Source organism: uncultured Desulfobulbus sp., from assembly GCF_963662935.2.
Taxonomy (GTDB): Bacteria; Desulfobacterota; Desulfobulbia; order Desulfobulbales; family Desulfobulbaceae; genus Desulfobulbus.
Window position 1 is genome coordinate 419,186 of sequence record NZ_CAXXTL010000001.1, and the last position, 13,115, is coordinate 432,300.

The following is a 13,115-nucleotide window of genomic DNA, read 5'->3' on the forward strand; positions in this document are numbered from 1 at the left end:
CTGATCGGGAATCGCCGGGGAACATGCGGGAAAACAGCCTGCTTGTCCTCACGGCACCTGCAAGGCGGGACCACATGGCCGGACTTGGGGGCGGGCAACTGGCCGATGGGGACGGAAGAAATTTCGTGGCTTTATTCCTGGCGTCGCTGCAGCTCATCCATATATTCCTCCCACTCAACCGGCAACGAGGATTTTTTCTTAGTATTGCACTCTTTGCAGCTGGGAACGAGATTGTCCTTGGTGCTGCGGCCGCCTCGTGCCAGAGGGATTACATGGTCCATGGTCAGGTTGTGGTAGCCTACCTTTTGGCCGCAGTACCAGCAGGTGCCAGAGGAGGTTTTTTGCTGCCACCATCGGCTCTTCCGCAGCGCCCTGGCCTTGCTGCGTTCGACCCTGATAAGGGCCTCGTCGATGCTGTCGAGGGAAAAGAAATCGCTGCTCATTGGGCTAAATCCCCCACCAGTAGCTGCCGGACCCGGCCGACCAGATAGAGCGACCCGGCAACGCAGATCAGATCCTCGGGTTCGGCGATTTGTCCGACTATCTCCAGGGCATGTTCCACGGTCTGAGTGCAGCGCGTCTTGGCCCGTGCAAGCAACGGCAACTGTTCGTACAGCGCGGTGGGTGCGGCGGAACGCTGCGATTCGGCTCGGGTGAGGATGATTGCATCGGCCATCGCCATCAACTCATACAAAACGTGCCCCATATCCTTATCGGCCATATTGCCCCAGACAAGGAGGAGGCGCTGTCGTGGAAACCCTTGGCGTAAGGATTCGATCAGGGTGGCGACTCCAGCTTCATTGTGGGCGCCATCAAGGAGAAAGCGAATTTTTTTATTCTGCCGTTGGATCGAGATCAGCTCCATCCGGCCTGGCCATCTGACGTGCTGCAGTCCCTCGGTCAAGGCCTGCGGGGTGACAGGGAAAACCGGTTCAAGGATTTCGAGAGCTGCCAAGGCCAGGCTGGTATTGATTGCCTGATGGCTACCGTGCAGCGCCAGGGGCAGGTGAGGGCGATCAGGACCTGATATGGGGCGGTAATCAAGCCCGCCCTCACTGTTTTGCTCTCCGGAAAAATCGCGACCGTAGAGGAAGAGAGGGCTCTGTTGCTGCTGGCAACGTGCCTTAATCACCGGTACGGTCTCGGCAGCTCTGCCGGCACAGATCACCGGCACGTTGGGCTTGATGATCCCCGCCTTTTCTCCGGCAATAGCTTCGAGGCTTGAGCCGAGGTGCTGTTCATGATCGCGACTGATGTCGGTGATGATCGAAACCAGAGGTGTGACCACATTAGTGGCGTCGAGCCGTCCACCCAGGCCGGTCTCCAGAATCACTGCCTCTGCTTGCTGCTCGGCAAACCAAAGCAGGGCGAGGATGGTAGTGAATTCGAAATAGGTGGGACTGGGGCGTCCTTTGAGAAAAGTTGCCAGTCGGGTGACCAGTTCGGCAAAATCGGTTGGTGAAATATACTGATTGCCGATGCGGAACCGCTCCCGCACCGAAGAGAGGTGCGGTGAGGAATAAAACCCGGTGCGATAACCGGCGGCCGACAGGATCGAAAGCAGGGTTGCGCCTACTGAACCCTTGCCGTTGGTGCCGGCGATATGAACGATTTTCAATTTGTCCTGGGGATTGCCGAGTTCGGCCAGCAGGGTTTTGGTGGTGTCCAGGCCGAGTTTGATTGTGAAGAATTGGAGCTGATCCAGCCAGGCTGTGGCTTGCCGGTCATTCATGGTTGCCGGTACGATTGATCAGGGAAAAAGAGGGAAGGCAAGTCGCTCCAGCTCACCCGACAATCTCCAGTTGGGCGTAATCGAGGTGAAGGATCTTGCTGCCGTGACGGTCGAAATGGATTTCGACCCGACGCGGTCCGGGAATGGAGGTGATTCGGCCGAGGCCGAAAAAGGTGTGACTGATTCGCATGCCCTCCTTGTAGACCACCCGCGCCGACTCCACCTTCGGCGTTGACGCGGCGACAGGGATGTCCTGGGCATACTGGCTGATCATGGGCGAGGAGCTCGCACCGGCTCGATCGGTGGTGTTGTAGAGGCCAGGGCTGATCTCGCGGAGGAAAGGCGACATGGAGGCCCGCATCTGCTGCCGATCCGGAGTCATCAATTCGCGCGGGTAGGTGAGGAAGAGTTGTCTCTTGGCGCGGGTGGCGGCGACATAGAGCAGGCGCCTTTCCTCCTCCCACTGCTCACCCGGGGTGGCATTTTGATGGGGAAAACGGCCTTCAGCCAGTCCAATAACAAAGACCGTGTCCCACTCCAGCCCCTTGGCCGAGTGGATGGTGGAGAGGATCAGCCGTTGTTCGTCTTCAGAATGGCGTTCCCCTGAGCCAGTGTCGGGCGGATCAAGGGCGGTGTCGTCGACAAAGGATTGCAAGTCCCCGTATCCGGCGATCAGGGCCTTAATCTGATCGAGTTCCTTGCGCCGTTTGGGGTAGTCGTCATAGTACATCTTCTCGAACACCGGCTCGTAGTATTCCATGATCAAATCAAATTGATCAGAAGGGCTTAGTGCCGGGTTCACCAGGAGTTGCAAGGTCTGGGTGAGTTGCTCGAACTGGTTTTTCCAGGCTGGTCCGGGGCGGTAGGCGGCCAGGGCGGCGAAAGGTCCATCCGAGTCCCGGATAGCTTGCAGGATCTTGTGCACCGTCTTGGGGCCGACCTTTTCCAGTTGGAGAAGAATTCGGTTCCAGCTGAGATTATCCCAAGGGTTGATCACCACCCGGAAAAAGGAAAGCAGGTCTTTGATATGAGCTGATTCGGTGAGTTTGAGACCGCCGCGTTTATCAAAGTCAAAACCGTGACCGGCGAGTTCAATTTCAAGTTTGAAGGAATGGAAGCCGGAGCGGAAGAGCACGGCTATCTCACGCAGGGGAATGCCTTCTTCCTGCCGCTTCTTGATTTCCTGGACGACATAACGTGCCTCGGCCGCCTCGTTGGTTGCCACAACTACCTGCGGCCGCCTACCGCCGGTGATGCTGGTGAACAGGGTTTTGGTGAATTTCTTTTCGGCGTTGGCAATGATGGCGTTGGTCAGTTGGAGAATGGGTTCGGTGGAGCGGTAGTTTTCTTCAAGTTTGACGATTTTAGCGCCCTGAAACTGTTCAGGAAAGCGCATAATGTTGTAGAAATCAGCACCCCGGAAGCTGTAGATCGACTGGGCGTCATCACCGACCACCATGACGTTGTCATGTCGGTAGGCGAGCAGCCGAACGATCTCGGCCTGCAGCAGGTTGGTGTCCTGATACTCGTCGACCAGGATGTGTTGAAAGCGAATCGATAACTCGTGCCGGGCCTGCTCCGACTCAACCAGGAGCCGCTTCCAGTAAATCAGCAGATCGTCGTAGTCCATCAGGCCATGGTCGATCTTGAACTGGCGGTAATGCTCGGCAATGGTGTAGAAATCGTGGACAAATTCGGAGAGATGGATATGGTCGCGATAGACCAGCTGTTCGATGCTTGTGGATTTATTGATTGCCCCGGAGATCAAATTCATGACCACCCGTTTGGAGGGGAAGCGCTTACCGGCCCCGGCCATGCCCAGTGAGGATTTGATCAGGTTGATGATGCCCTCGGCGTCGCCCCGGTCAATAATGGTGAAGTTGGAGCCCAGTTCCAGGTGGTGGCCGTAGCGGCGGAGCAGGATGTTGGCGGTGGCATGGAAAGTGCCGCCCACGACCCGGCGGCAGGTGCCTGCAGTTAGCTCGCTGGCCCGGTTGAGCATTTCCTGGGCCGCTCGGCGGGTAAAGGTGAGCAGCAGGATCGATTCCGGTGCCACACCCTGTTCAATCAGGTGAGCCATCCGGTAAACCAGGGTGCGGGTTTTCCCCGAACCGGCGCCGGCAATGACTAAGATCGGGCCGGCCCCATGGGTGGCGGCAGTGTACTGCGCGGGATTGAGGACCGCAGTGCTGACGACGGGTTCGGTTGCGGTCTTTTGTTCTTGGTCGCTATCGGAAAAAAGATGGTATTGCATAGCCGGTCTTCTACCACAGCGGGGCGGGTGGTGCAATGGATGTTGACATTTCTAGCGGGGACTGAGTAATATCGCAATCTTAACTCAACGGTTCCCTAGGGAATGTAATATGCGGGAATCATTCAAGGGAGAGTGGCTTGACCTGATTATTCTGCGATTGCAGCAAAGGTCATCAAACTTGACGATTTTTTGACAGACTGTACAGGTGACTATGATCCAACCAGAACAGATATTTACCGACAAGGCACTCAAAACCCTTTTTCCGCCGGGACGTTCCAATGAGTTTTTTGATGCGCTCTTTGGCGACGCCAGTGAAGGGGCCTATGATATCACCCTGAGCTTTGAGGGGTATGACAAGGCTGGGCAGATCCTCCATTTTTTCTTGAATCTGCACGAGCGTCCGGGGCGTTGCCTGGCCTGCAATCTCACCCACGGCCTGCCCGAGGTCTTTAAGCGCCACCCAATCATCAATATCAAGGGGCTGGTGGGGGAAATCGAACAACTGCTCGGTGGGGAAATGGTCTGTGAAAGCTGGAAACTAGGTCGCACCGACCAGAAGGGACGGTCGTTGCACTGTATCCCGCTGCAGGTGCAACTCAAGCAGCCGTAAGCGTGTCTTTTTTGTTTCGGTGGGGCAGGTGACAGCTTAATTGATGGCAACTTGGGCCCGGCCGTTGGCTTTGGCCTGATAGAGGATATCATCAGCCCGCTCTAGCCAGGTATTGAGGTCTATGCCGGTTTTCCATTCGGACAAGCCGATGCTCACCGCCAATCGTCCAACATCAGTAGTGATATTGAGCTCTTCCACGGCCACGCAGAGCCGTTCGGCCAGAAATCGGGCATCCTGCATGCTGGTGTCGGGCAAAACCAGCAGAAATTCATCGCCGCCCATACGGACGAGCAAGTCGGTGAGCCGAATCTGTTTTTTGAGCGCTTCGGCAACCTGCTTAAGCACCTCATCGCCCATGAGATGGCCCATGGTATCGTTGACGGCTTTGAAGTGATCCAGGTCCAAAGCCGCCAGAGTCAGTGGACGGCCATGCCGGTTGGCCTGCTCGACGATGGAGCCGATCCGCTCATCAAAAACAAAACGGTTGGGCAAACCGGTCAGGCTGTCCTTGCGAGCCTGAGCAAAAATCTCTTCGTACTCCAGCGCCCGTTTCAGCGGGTCTGCCAGGATAATCAACGACTCGTCGATGAATTGCAATTCTTCCTCGGAAAGAGGCTTGCCTTTGCGAAGCATCACCAGGAGGCCGTAGCAGTCAGGGGAGTTGAACGCCCATTTGTGCACATGAAAACCGTCTGCCTGAGCAGTGGTTGATTCCTTATCAAGCGGTTGTTCTAAAATCTCTTGCGCCAATTGAATGGCCTGCCGTCGTTGTGGGCCGTGATAGGAGCAGAACATATGCATACGATCGCGGGTGGGGTTGTTGTAGCCGACGAGTTCGTGGCTGACAAATTCCATGAGCCAGATCGAGTAGGCTTCTACCATGGACGGAAGGTCGAGGATTCCCGCCATTCGTTGATAGAGCGTATTGATTTTCTTGAGCTTCTCCGATTGCTGCCGATAGTGGCTTAATTCGGACAGCAGGTTTTCCATGGTGGAAGCAATCTGGACATTAACCTGATGGTCAAGCACTTTCGTGTTCATGGCACTCACGCAATCAAGAACGATTGAGGCAACGCAACCGCCTTGTTTGATTCGCGGCTGGGTTGCAGTTTCTTTTGCATCGGTTGTGAATTTGATTAAAGGATAAAGATCACCACCGTTTGTCAGCATAAAGCGAATTTTGTGCCCGATTGTACAATAATTTGTATTTTACATTAAAAACAGTACGTTATGTGCTTTTTTTTCCGGTGGTGTTGGGTGGATTTCTGGGGTTGTCATTTTTCCGACAAGTAAAGGGTGGTCGTTTGATGCACAGGTATGCGCCATGAAGGAGACGTGGCCCGTGGGGCAGATGTTCGTGGCCGGTTTTCGCGGTTGTGAGATCGGTAACGATCATTGGATTGCTGCGGCGATGGGGCGGGACCAACTGGGCGGCGTGATTTTGTTTGAGCGCAACGTCGATGGCTCAATTCAAAATATTGACTCGCCGCAACAGCTCAAGCAACTGGTGAAAAATGTTTGTCAATATGCCGCTCTTCCTCCCTTTATCGCTGTTGATCAGGAGGGAGGAAAAGTCTGCCGTCTCAAGGAATCGGCCGGTTTTGCTCCATCCCGGAGCGCAGCCGAACTGGCCAGAGAGGGCGTGGCCGCCACTGTCCGTCACTCCGCAATCATGGCGGCGGAATTAGCGGAATGCGGTATCAATCTCAATTTTGCCCCGGTGGTTGATCTTGATCTTAACCCGGATAATCCGATCATTAGCCGTTATCAGCGCAGTTTTGGCGCGGACCCTGCGGAAGTGGTTGTTCACGCTCAAGCCTTTCTCGAGGCCCACCATCGTCAGGGTATTGGCTGCTGCCTCAAACATTTTCCTGGTCACGGCAGTGCCGGCCGTGATTCTCATCTTGGTTTTGTCGAAACAACAGATTGTTGGCAGTCGATCGAGCTGGAACCCTATCGCCGGTTGATAGCCTCGGGCTATAGTGACGGAATTATGACGGCACATCTGGTCAACCGGCACCTTGATCCCTCCGGGCTGCCGGCAACGCTCTCGCCGCTCGTGATTGAGGGTCTGCTGCGCCGCGAGCTCGGTTTTTCAGGGGTGGTCTTCAGTGATGATCTGCAGATGCGAGCAATCAGTCAGGGCTGGAGCTTTACCGAGGCGGTACAGCGGGCGGTGCTCGCCGGGGTGGATGTACTGGTGGTCGGTAATAATCTCAGCCCTGTTGAGGATGCGGTCCAGGAAGGCATCCGGGCCATCGAAGCCTTGCTTGACAGCGGCCGGGTCGATGGCAATCGTATTCGCGCATCACTGGAGCGCATTGCGCTTTTTAAGGAAAAAATTACAGGAAAACAACCATGGACACCTCTCGGCCCACCCACAGCCTCGTAATCGGCTACATTGCCTGGCTCTTTGGTTTTATCGGCGCCCATCGCTTCTACTACGGCAAGCCGATTTCCGGCACGCTTTACTTCTTCACCCTCGGCATTTTTTTCATCGGCTGGATCGTTGATCTCTTTCTCATTCCCGGTATGGATCGGGAGGCCGATATCCGCTTTATCCCAGGGCCGATTGATTACAACCTCGCCTGGCTGCTGCTGGTGTTTCTGGGGATGTTCGGCGTTCACCGGCTCTATATGGGCAAGGTTTGGACTGGCATTCTCTACCTGCTCACCTTTGGCATCTTTGGTTTGGGCTACATCTATGATATGTGGACCCTCAACGACCAGATCACCTTGATCAACGGCACCGCAGGCAACGCCACCCCTTTTCGGATGACGTGAACGTCATGGCATTGGCCGGGTGAAAATATACTGTCGATTCTTTGACAGTTCTGGCCGGTAGCGATAACCGTCGCTGCTGAACTGCTGTATATCCTCGGGGTACTCGACCCGGTTGCGGATCAGGAAGGCGGCTATCATGCCCCGTGCGCGCTTGGCGTGGATGGCGACAATTTTCAGCTGGCCGTTCTCTTCTTCTTTGAATTGAATATCGATCCAGGGCACCTTTACCCGGTTTTTCTCGACCACCTTGGCATATTCGTGGGAGGCCAGGTTGATCAGCATTGGGGACCTTTCTTGCGCCATAGACTTGTTGAGGCTGTCTGTGATCAGGCGGCTCCAGAAGGCATATAATGTTTTTCCTTTCTCATTGGGCAAAGCGTAGCCCATCTCCAGGCGATGCGGTTGGATGAGGTCAAGAGGACGCACTACACCATACAGACCTGAAAGAATGCGCAGGTGCTGTTGGGCGAAATCCAGGTCGGCTGGTAAAAAACTGACAGCATCGAGACAACGAAAGGCCTCGCCGCTGTAGGCCAGGATGGCCGGCTTGCTGTTTTTCGCGGTTCTGGAGAGGGTGAAATCTTGGAATTGGGCTTGAGTCCGTTCAGCCAGCGCTGGGCTGATATCCATCAGCGAACCAAGGCTTGGCGGGTCATACTGGCGGATCCGGGTAATTAGTTGGTGTGTCTGGTCAAGGAATGCGGGCAGGGTCGGGGGGAGGGGACTGACGACAGGGCTAAAATCCTGTCCCTTGGAAGGTGAAAGAATGATCATGGCAGCGACTCGTTTTGATTCAGGGGCAGCAGAGCACCTGGTTGCCACCTGCGGCCTTGGCTTGCAGCAGGCAACGTCCGGCGATCAGCAACAGATCATCGATGACCGCATTGCGGTCTGCAATTTCAGGGGCAAATCCTGCCACCCCGAAACTTGCGGTGCAATTGACCGGATGCCCGTCCACTGAGCAGTCAAGGGCAGCAAATTGTTCCCGCAACCGGCTGGCGACCCGGCCTGCGCCCCGGATAGGAGTTTCCGGCAAAACCAGCAGAAATTCGTCTTCACCCCAGCGGGTTATGGTGTCGATATCTTGACGGATGAGCTGCAGGGCTGTCCGGGCCAATCCGGTGAGCACCAAGTCGCCGGCCCGATGTCCCAAGGTCTCGTTAATCCCTTTCAATCCGTCGATATCGCAGAGGATGACCGAGAGGTAATGGGAATAGCGGAGGGATCGGCTCAATTCCTTCTTCAGATGCTCCTCAAGGTGGAGCCGGCTGTAGCAGCCGGTTAGTGAATCGGTGAGGGTGAGGTGCTGGATGCGCTCTTGCAGCTGCTGTTCGTGTTGCAGCAGGGCAAATTGTCGAGCCGTATCGAGGAGGATGGTTGCCAGGGCGTCGGCGTCCGTGTTTGCAGGCACCACTCGGAAAATCGAGCAACTGTTGGCTACACACAGGGTTTCGGCCAGTTGCGCATCCGGGGCAAGGAGCAAGGGGATGGCGTTCGAGAGAAAGGCCGCTTTGCCGAGAAAATCAAGGCCGTTCATGTCGGGCAGTTTTTTTGCGGCCAGCACGCCGCACCAGGGAATCGGCAAAGCCAGAGCTGCCAGGCCATCTTTGCCGTTTGCTACAGTGGTAAACTCAAAAGTATCCAAAATTTCAAAAGAAAGATCCGCACTGTCCAGGTGAGGATTGACCAGCAAAAATGGGTGGCGCATGCGTTTGCTCCTGAAGATTGGAATGAAATTATATAGGTTTAATCATACCATCGCCACTGGGAAAAGAGGAGCCCTATTTCCGGTGGCAAGAAAGGGCCCGCTGCGGTATAAGGCCGGAAAAGGAGCGATATCATTATGAACGGAAACAGCGGCTGCAAGCCGGAAATTCAGTATCCCTGCCGATGGCACTACCGTCTCATCGGCGAGAACCGGGCGGCCATCCTTGAGGCCATCCATTCCTTGGTGGATGTGACGACCTGTGTGATCGACGAAGGCAACGTGAGTTCCGGCGGCCGATATCTCAGTCTTAACCTGGAAATGACGGTCGTTGATGAAGCCGAACGACTGCGGTTTTATCAGCTTTTTGCCGAAAATTCGGCCATACGGGTGGTGTTATGAGCGTAGGTGCAACTGGCGGCAATAAACCCTTTGTCGACAACAAGGTGGTCCCGGTGATGCGGGAGGCGGTAACAACCGTCCAGGTGATTCTGTTCAAGGTGCTCAAGCAGAGCATGCATGATCGCTACGTCGATCAGGTCGAACCCCATCACACCCATCTGGCCGGAGCGGTGATGAATAATCTCTTCGGCACCCAACCGTTAAATGACGCTGTGGTAGCCTTTGCAGCCGCTAATCGGGAGCTGGTCGAGCGGGAACTGCGCGAATTGTCAGGTCGTTGTGCTCCGTTGATTCCGGTGCTTACCGATGCCCTGCGGATGAAAACCATCTGTGACAACCAGGAGGGCATCCATTCGATTCCTTCTCTGCTTATGGCCAAGGCCTTGGGCGTTCTCCAGGAAGAGAGGCCCTTGCCCCTGCCGTCGACTTTTATGATCCAGGTGCGGGCGCTGGCCGCCGATCACGGTCTTATTGAGCCGATGCAGGCTCCTTCCCCGCCCGAAGAGTCACCAGCGTAGCTCCCCAGGAACCACTCGATTCATCACCAAGGCGAAAATCGACCACTGTTTCCAGCCGGGCAAGCAATGCATGCACTGTCCGTCGCAGGGTGCCTGTTCCCTTGCCGTGGACGATACGGACATGCACAATTCCCTTTTTTCGACACTCTTCGAGGTAATCCGGGACAAGGTTCTTGATTGCAGAAGGGGGAAAGGTGTGCAGGTCGAGGGTGCCGTCGATGGGGATGACGATCGGTTCGATTTCATCCATGGATTTGCTCGTTGTTGAGAATTTCCAGAGCAACGGTGGCGGCCCGGTCCGAAGCGCCCGGAGCGCCCAGTCGTTGTCGAACCTCAAGCAGTCCCGCCAGTATCAATTCTCTTGCTCTTTTATCTTCAAGCATTTTATGTAATTCTTTCGCTATCTGTTCGGGATTGGCTGCATCTTGGAGGAGCTCTGGGATGATCAGGCGTTCCCCGATCAGATTGACCAGAGAGAAAAAACGCACGTTACGGATCAGCAGTTTGCCCATCCAATAGGTGTGACGACTGATCCGATAGGTGGCCACGGTCGGTATCCCGAGGATGGCCAACTCTAGGATGACCGTGCCCGAGGCGGCAACCGCTGCATCGCAGGCAGCCATCATCGCATAACGATCCTCGGTGATCACCCGGTAGTCCAGGCGATTATTCCAGGCGGCCAAGCCGTGTTCCTCAAGCAGTGAACGGGCAATGGTTGGAGCTTGCGGGATAAGAAAGGTGTAGTCGTATGGATGGTCCTTGGCCAGCAACTCCGCAGCAGCGAGAAAATCCGGCAGCAGGGCCGCGATCTCCTTTCTCCGGCTACCGGGCAGGAGGCCGACCAGTTTCCTCGTCGGCTCGATCCCGTGCAACGCCTTGAATTCGGTGGGACTTAGGCCGGGTTTGACTGTATCCATGAGCGGATGACCGACAAAGTCGACCTGCATGCCGTGGCGGGCATAGAAGGCCTGTTCAAAGGGCAGGATAACCGCAACCCGGTCGGTCAGCCGCTTGATCGAGCGGACTCGACCGCTGCGCCAGGCCCAGACCTGGGGGCTGATGTAGTAGAAAATAGGGATGCCGAGCTTCTTGGCCTTTTTCGCCAACAACAGGTTGAAGTCGGGATAATCGATAAGAATAAGCAAGCTAGGGCGGCGCTCCCGCATGCGCTCAATCAGGGCCCGACGGGCTCGAAGGATGTCACCCAGGTGACTGAGCACCTCAATCGCTCCGACCACTGCTAGCTTGGCCGCTTCGTAGAGCAGCTCCACCCCGGCACATTGCAATTCCGTGCTGCCCATACCGCAAAAACGCAGATCGGGATTCCGTGCCAGCATGGCCCGAACCAAATTGGCGCCGTGCATATCCCCTGAAGCCTCGCCGGCCACTATCATCACCTCGCGGCCAGGTCCATGTTCGTTGTGGTTGTCCATTAAATGATCGGCGATCAGTTGGGTGACAAGAAGGCCAGCAGGTCGCCTTGTCCTTCATCGATCAAAATTTGTTCGATCCGTTGCCGGTCATTGTGAATTTGCTCAACCACCTGGAGGGCCACGTCCAAGGCACGCCGTCCCTCTTCGCCGGCCACAGCCGGTTGGCTGCGTTCACGAACGTGGTGGATAAAATCGCGCAGCTCCAGTTCCAGTGCGTCTTGGTCCTGAAAGGATGATTTGGTGATCTCCGGTACCGGATTCCCTCCGTTCTTACCGGGTTGCAACCGCACCGCCATAATCTCTTTTTTGCCAAAATCCACTGACAGGTACTGTCCGGGTTGGAAGATGCGCATTCGCCGCATGTTTTCCATGGAGATGCGGCTGACCGTGATGTTGGCAGTGCAGCCATTAGCAAATATCAGCCGAGCGTTGGCGATGTCTGTCAGCTTGGTGATCACCGGTGCGCCGGCAGTTAAGATGGAGACGATCGGCGATTTGACAATGGAAAGGATGATGTCGATATCATGGATCATCAGGTCAAGCACCACGTCCACATCTGTTCCCCGCTCTTTGAACACAGCGATGCGATGGGCCTCGATAAACAGAGGATGAGTGAGCAGGGGTTGCATGGCGAGGACTGCCGGGTTGAATCGTTCCAGGTGGCCCACCTGGAGGATGCGCTGGTGCTGCTTGGCCAGTTCGATCAGGTCGTCGGCCTGGGGCAAGGTGGTGGTGATCGGCTTTTCCACCATGACATCGACCTTGTGCAGCAGGCAGGTCTTGGCGACTTCGTGGTGGAGGGGGGTCGGCACAGCAATGGAAACTGCATCGACCTGGGCGATTAACTCGCGGTAATCGCTAAAAGCACGCGTGCCGCACTCGTCTGCCACCACTTGTGCCCGTTCCGGGTCGGCATCGGCTACGCCGACTAATTCAACATTCTCCATGGCTGCATATTTGTGGGCGTGAAAACGACCGAGATAACCAACTCCTATGACACCAACCTTCACATTCTTGCTCATGTTTATTTCGTTCCTTTTTTACGGTTTGGGCAGTCTGCCACGACCGTTGTTCAAATGTCGATATAGGCTTTTGGGATGGCGGCAGGACTGCGTTGTATCTCCGCCCTATTCTGCTTGGCAATGTGCCGGTTTTCCACAGGACCTAACTTCGATCCGCCACCTGCAGGACAAGCGGGGTGTTCTATTCCACCAGGAAATTGGTCATATTATGTACCATATTTCTTTTAACTATAATCGCAAAAATTTGCTTGGTTATCGCGGCTCCCGTTCATGGGGCTCGTCAAAGTGCAATAGCTGCTGCGGCCGGGAGAAGTGGCTCCGTTCGTTTGGACAGTTTTTTCTCTTGGCGGATTGAATTGCAAAAGAAGAAACAATGCTCTACTGTGCCCAACGCACACCCCTGTTCTGTTTTTTTTGCAGTAAAGAAATCGTTTGAATCGAGTTATCCGGGATCTAGCACCCCATCCTTCTGGCCTGTCCCCGAGAGCCGGGCATTTCTATGCTGAACTAAAAATGACTGGAAGTCAGCAACGGTAGAGTGTGATCTCGAAAAAAATGGCGGTTTTCATTTTTTTCAGTTTGAAACATGGATGGCGAGGTGCGGGAAATCTGAGGGTCTCAGCTGTGAGCTGATGCGCCATTGAAAAAAAGTCTT

Annotated in this window: 14 protein-coding genes; 5 read left to right on the forward strand and 9 right to left on the reverse strand. The window is 55.3% G+C overall.

Annotation, left to right across the window (positions count from 1 at the left end; genetic code table 11):
- Positions 1–131: 131 nt before the first annotated feature.
- The 3 genes from ACHZCX_RS01805 to ACHZCX_RS01815 are packed head-to-tail and all read right to left on the reverse strand — an operon-like array spanning position 132 to position 3,986.
- The gene (locus ACHZCX_RS01805) at positions 132–443 is read right to left on the reverse strand and encodes an HNH endonuclease signature motif containing protein (RefSeq protein WP_319585530.1); all 312 of its coding nucleotides are present in this window, start codon (positions 441–443) and stop codon (positions 132–134) included.
- Positions 440–1,732, reverse strand: a complete 1,293-nt coding sequence (locus ACHZCX_RS01810) for a folylpolyglutamate synthase/dihydrofolate synthase family protein (protein ID WP_319585531.1) — start codon at positions 1,730–1,732, stop codon at positions 440–442. The genes ACHZCX_RS01805 and ACHZCX_RS01810 overlap by 4 nt, the downstream gene beginning before the upstream one ends.
- Before the next feature lie 52 nt (positions 1,733–1,784).
- Complete coding sequence (locus tag ACHZCX_RS01815; RefSeq protein WP_319585532.1) at positions 1,785–3,986, reverse strand: ATP-dependent helicase; 2,202 nt, start codon at positions 3,984–3,986, stop codon at positions 1,785–1,787.
- A gap of 211 nt (positions 3,987–4,197) precedes the next feature.
- On the opposite strand from ACHZCX_RS01815, the gene ACHZCX_RS01820 reads away from it, so the two are divergent.
- Complete coding sequence (locus tag ACHZCX_RS01820; RefSeq protein ID WP_319585533.1) at positions 4,198–4,596, forward strand: pancreas/duodenum homeobox protein 1; 399 nt, start codon at positions 4,198–4,200, stop codon at positions 4,594–4,596.
- Between the two features lie 36 nt (positions 4,597–4,632).
- Here the strand turns inward: ACHZCX_RS01820 and ACHZCX_RS01825 are convergent, their stop codons facing one another.
- Positions 4,633–5,637: a GGDEF domain-containing protein gene (locus tag ACHZCX_RS01825; protein WP_319585534.1), complete on the reverse strand. Its 1,005-nt coding sequence runs from the start codon at positions 5,635–5,637 to the stop codon at positions 4,633–4,635.
- A 310-nt stretch (positions 5,638–5,947) separates the two neighbouring features.
- Between ACHZCX_RS01825 and ACHZCX_RS01830 the strand changes: the two genes are divergently transcribed.
- Together ACHZCX_RS01830 and ACHZCX_RS01835 are read left to right on the forward strand one after the other, a co-directional pair.
- The gene (locus ACHZCX_RS01830) at positions 5,948–6,988 is read left to right on the forward strand and encodes a glycoside hydrolase family 3 N-terminal domain-containing protein (protein WP_319586054.1); all 1,041 of its coding nucleotides are present in this window, start codon (positions 5,948–5,950) and stop codon (positions 6,986–6,988) included.
- Positions 6,955–7,380 (forward strand): TM2 domain-containing protein, encoded by a 426-nt coding sequence (locus tag ACHZCX_RS01835; RefSeq protein WP_319585535.1) that lies wholly within the window; start codon positions 6,955–6,957, stop codon positions 7,378–7,380. The genes ACHZCX_RS01830 and ACHZCX_RS01835 overlap by 34 nt, the downstream gene beginning before the upstream one ends.
- A 3-nt stretch (positions 7,381–7,383) precedes the next feature.
- Here the strand turns inward: ACHZCX_RS01835 and yaaA are convergent, their stop codons facing one another.
- Both yaaA and ACHZCX_RS01845 read right to left on the reverse strand, forming a co-directional pair.
- Positions 7,384–8,154, reverse strand: a complete 771-nt coding sequence (gene yaaA, locus ACHZCX_RS01840) for a peroxide stress protein YaaA (protein WP_319585536.1) — start codon at positions 8,152–8,154, stop codon at positions 7,384–7,386.
- Between the two features lie 19 nt (positions 8,155–8,173).
- Positions 8,174–9,088, reverse strand: coding sequence for a GGDEF domain-containing protein (locus ACHZCX_RS01845; RefSeq protein ID WP_319585537.1), 915 nt, complete (start codon positions 9,086–9,088; stop codon positions 8,174–8,176).
- Positions 9,089–9,223: 135 nt separating this feature from the next.
- Between ACHZCX_RS01845 and ACHZCX_RS01850 the strand changes: the two genes are divergently transcribed.
- Together ACHZCX_RS01850 and ACHZCX_RS01855 are read left to right on the forward strand one after the other, a co-directional pair.
- Positions 9,224–9,487, forward strand: coding sequence for a DUF493 domain-containing protein (locus ACHZCX_RS01850; RefSeq protein ID WP_319585538.1), 264 nt, complete (start codon positions 9,224–9,226; stop codon positions 9,485–9,487).
- Entirely contained in the window at positions 9,484–10,005 is a 522-nt protein-coding gene (locus tag ACHZCX_RS01855; RefSeq protein WP_319585539.1) for a hypothetical protein, read from the forward strand. The genes ACHZCX_RS01850 and ACHZCX_RS01855 overlap by 4 nt, the downstream gene beginning before the upstream one ends.
- Here ACHZCX_RS01855 and ACHZCX_RS01860 read toward each other — a convergent pair.
- The 3 genes from ACHZCX_RS01860 to ACHZCX_RS01870 are packed head-to-tail and all read right to left on the reverse strand — an operon-like array spanning position 9,956 to position 12,460.
- Positions 9,956–10,255, reverse strand: a complete 300-nt coding sequence (locus tag ACHZCX_RS01860) for a Smr/MutS family protein (RefSeq protein ID WP_319585540.1) — start codon at positions 10,253–10,255, stop codon at positions 9,956–9,958. The genes ACHZCX_RS01855 and ACHZCX_RS01860 overlap by 50 nt on opposite strands.
- Positions 10,248–11,438: a lipid-A-disaccharide synthase gene (lpxB, locus tag ACHZCX_RS01865; protein WP_319585541.1), complete on the reverse strand. Its 1,191-nt coding sequence runs from the start codon at positions 11,436–11,438 to the stop codon at positions 10,248–10,250. The genes ACHZCX_RS01860 and lpxB overlap by 8 nt, the downstream gene beginning before the upstream one ends.
- Positions 11,439–11,452: 14 nt before the next feature.
- A complete protein-coding gene (locus ACHZCX_RS01870) occupies positions 11,453–12,460 on the reverse strand; it encodes a Gfo/Idh/MocA family oxidoreductase (RefSeq protein ID WP_319585542.1) in 1,008 nt (335 codons plus the stop codon).
- Positions 12,461–13,115 lie beyond the last annotated feature (655 nt).

Excerpts from the sequence above, each read along its gene's own strand:
- ACHZCX_RS01805 (WP_319585530.1), bottom strand. The coding sequence starts at position 443 with ATGAGCAGCGATTTCTTTTCCCTCGACAGCATCGACGAGGCCCTTATC.
- ACHZCX_RS01810 (WP_319585531.1), bottom strand. The coding sequence starts at position 1,732 with ATGAATGACCGGCAAGCCACAGCCTGGCTGGATCAGCTCCAATTCTTC.
- ACHZCX_RS01815 (WP_319585532.1), bottom strand. The coding sequence starts at position 3,986 with ATGCAATACCATCTTTTTTCCGATAGCGACCAAGAACAAAAGACCGCA.
- ACHZCX_RS01820 (WP_319585533.1), top strand. The coding sequence starts at position 4,198 with ATGATCCAACCAGAACAGATATTTACCGACAAGGCACTCAAAACCCTT.
- ACHZCX_RS01825 (WP_319585534.1), bottom strand. The coding sequence starts at position 5,637 with ATGAACACGAAAGTGCTTGACCATCAGGTTAATGTCCAGATTGCTTCC.
- ACHZCX_RS01830 (WP_319586054.1), top strand. The coding sequence starts at position 5,948 with ATGTTCGTGGCCGGTTTTCGCGGTTGTGAGATCGGTAACGATCATTGG.
- ACHZCX_RS01835 (WP_319585535.1), top strand. The coding sequence starts at position 6,955 with ATGGACACCTCTCGGCCCACCCACAGCCTCGTAATCGGCTACATTGCC.
- yaaA (WP_319585536.1), bottom strand. The coding sequence starts at position 8,154 with ATGATCATTCTTTCACCTTCCAAGGGACAGGATTTTAGCCCTGTCGTC.
- ACHZCX_RS01845 (WP_319585537.1), bottom strand. The coding sequence starts at position 9,088 with ATGCGCCACCCATTTTTGCTGGTCAATCCTCACCTGGACAGTGCGGAT.
- ACHZCX_RS01850 (WP_319585538.1), top strand. The coding sequence starts at position 9,224 with ATGAACGGAAACAGCGGCTGCAAGCCGGAAATTCAGTATCCCTGCCGA.
- ACHZCX_RS01855 (WP_319585539.1), top strand. The coding sequence starts at position 9,484 with ATGAGCGTAGGTGCAACTGGCGGCAATAAACCCTTTGTCGACAACAAG.
- ACHZCX_RS01860 (WP_319585540.1), bottom strand. The coding sequence starts at position 10,255 with ATGGATGAAATCGAACCGATCGTCATCCCCATCGACGGCACCCTCGAC.
- lpxB (WP_319585541.1), bottom strand. The coding sequence starts at position 11,438 with ATGGACAACCACAACGAACATGGACCTGGCCGCGAGGTGATGATAGTG.
- ACHZCX_RS01870 (WP_319585542.1), bottom strand. The coding sequence starts at position 12,460 with ATGAGCAAGAATGTGAAGGTTGGTGTCATAGGAGTTGGTTATCTCGGT.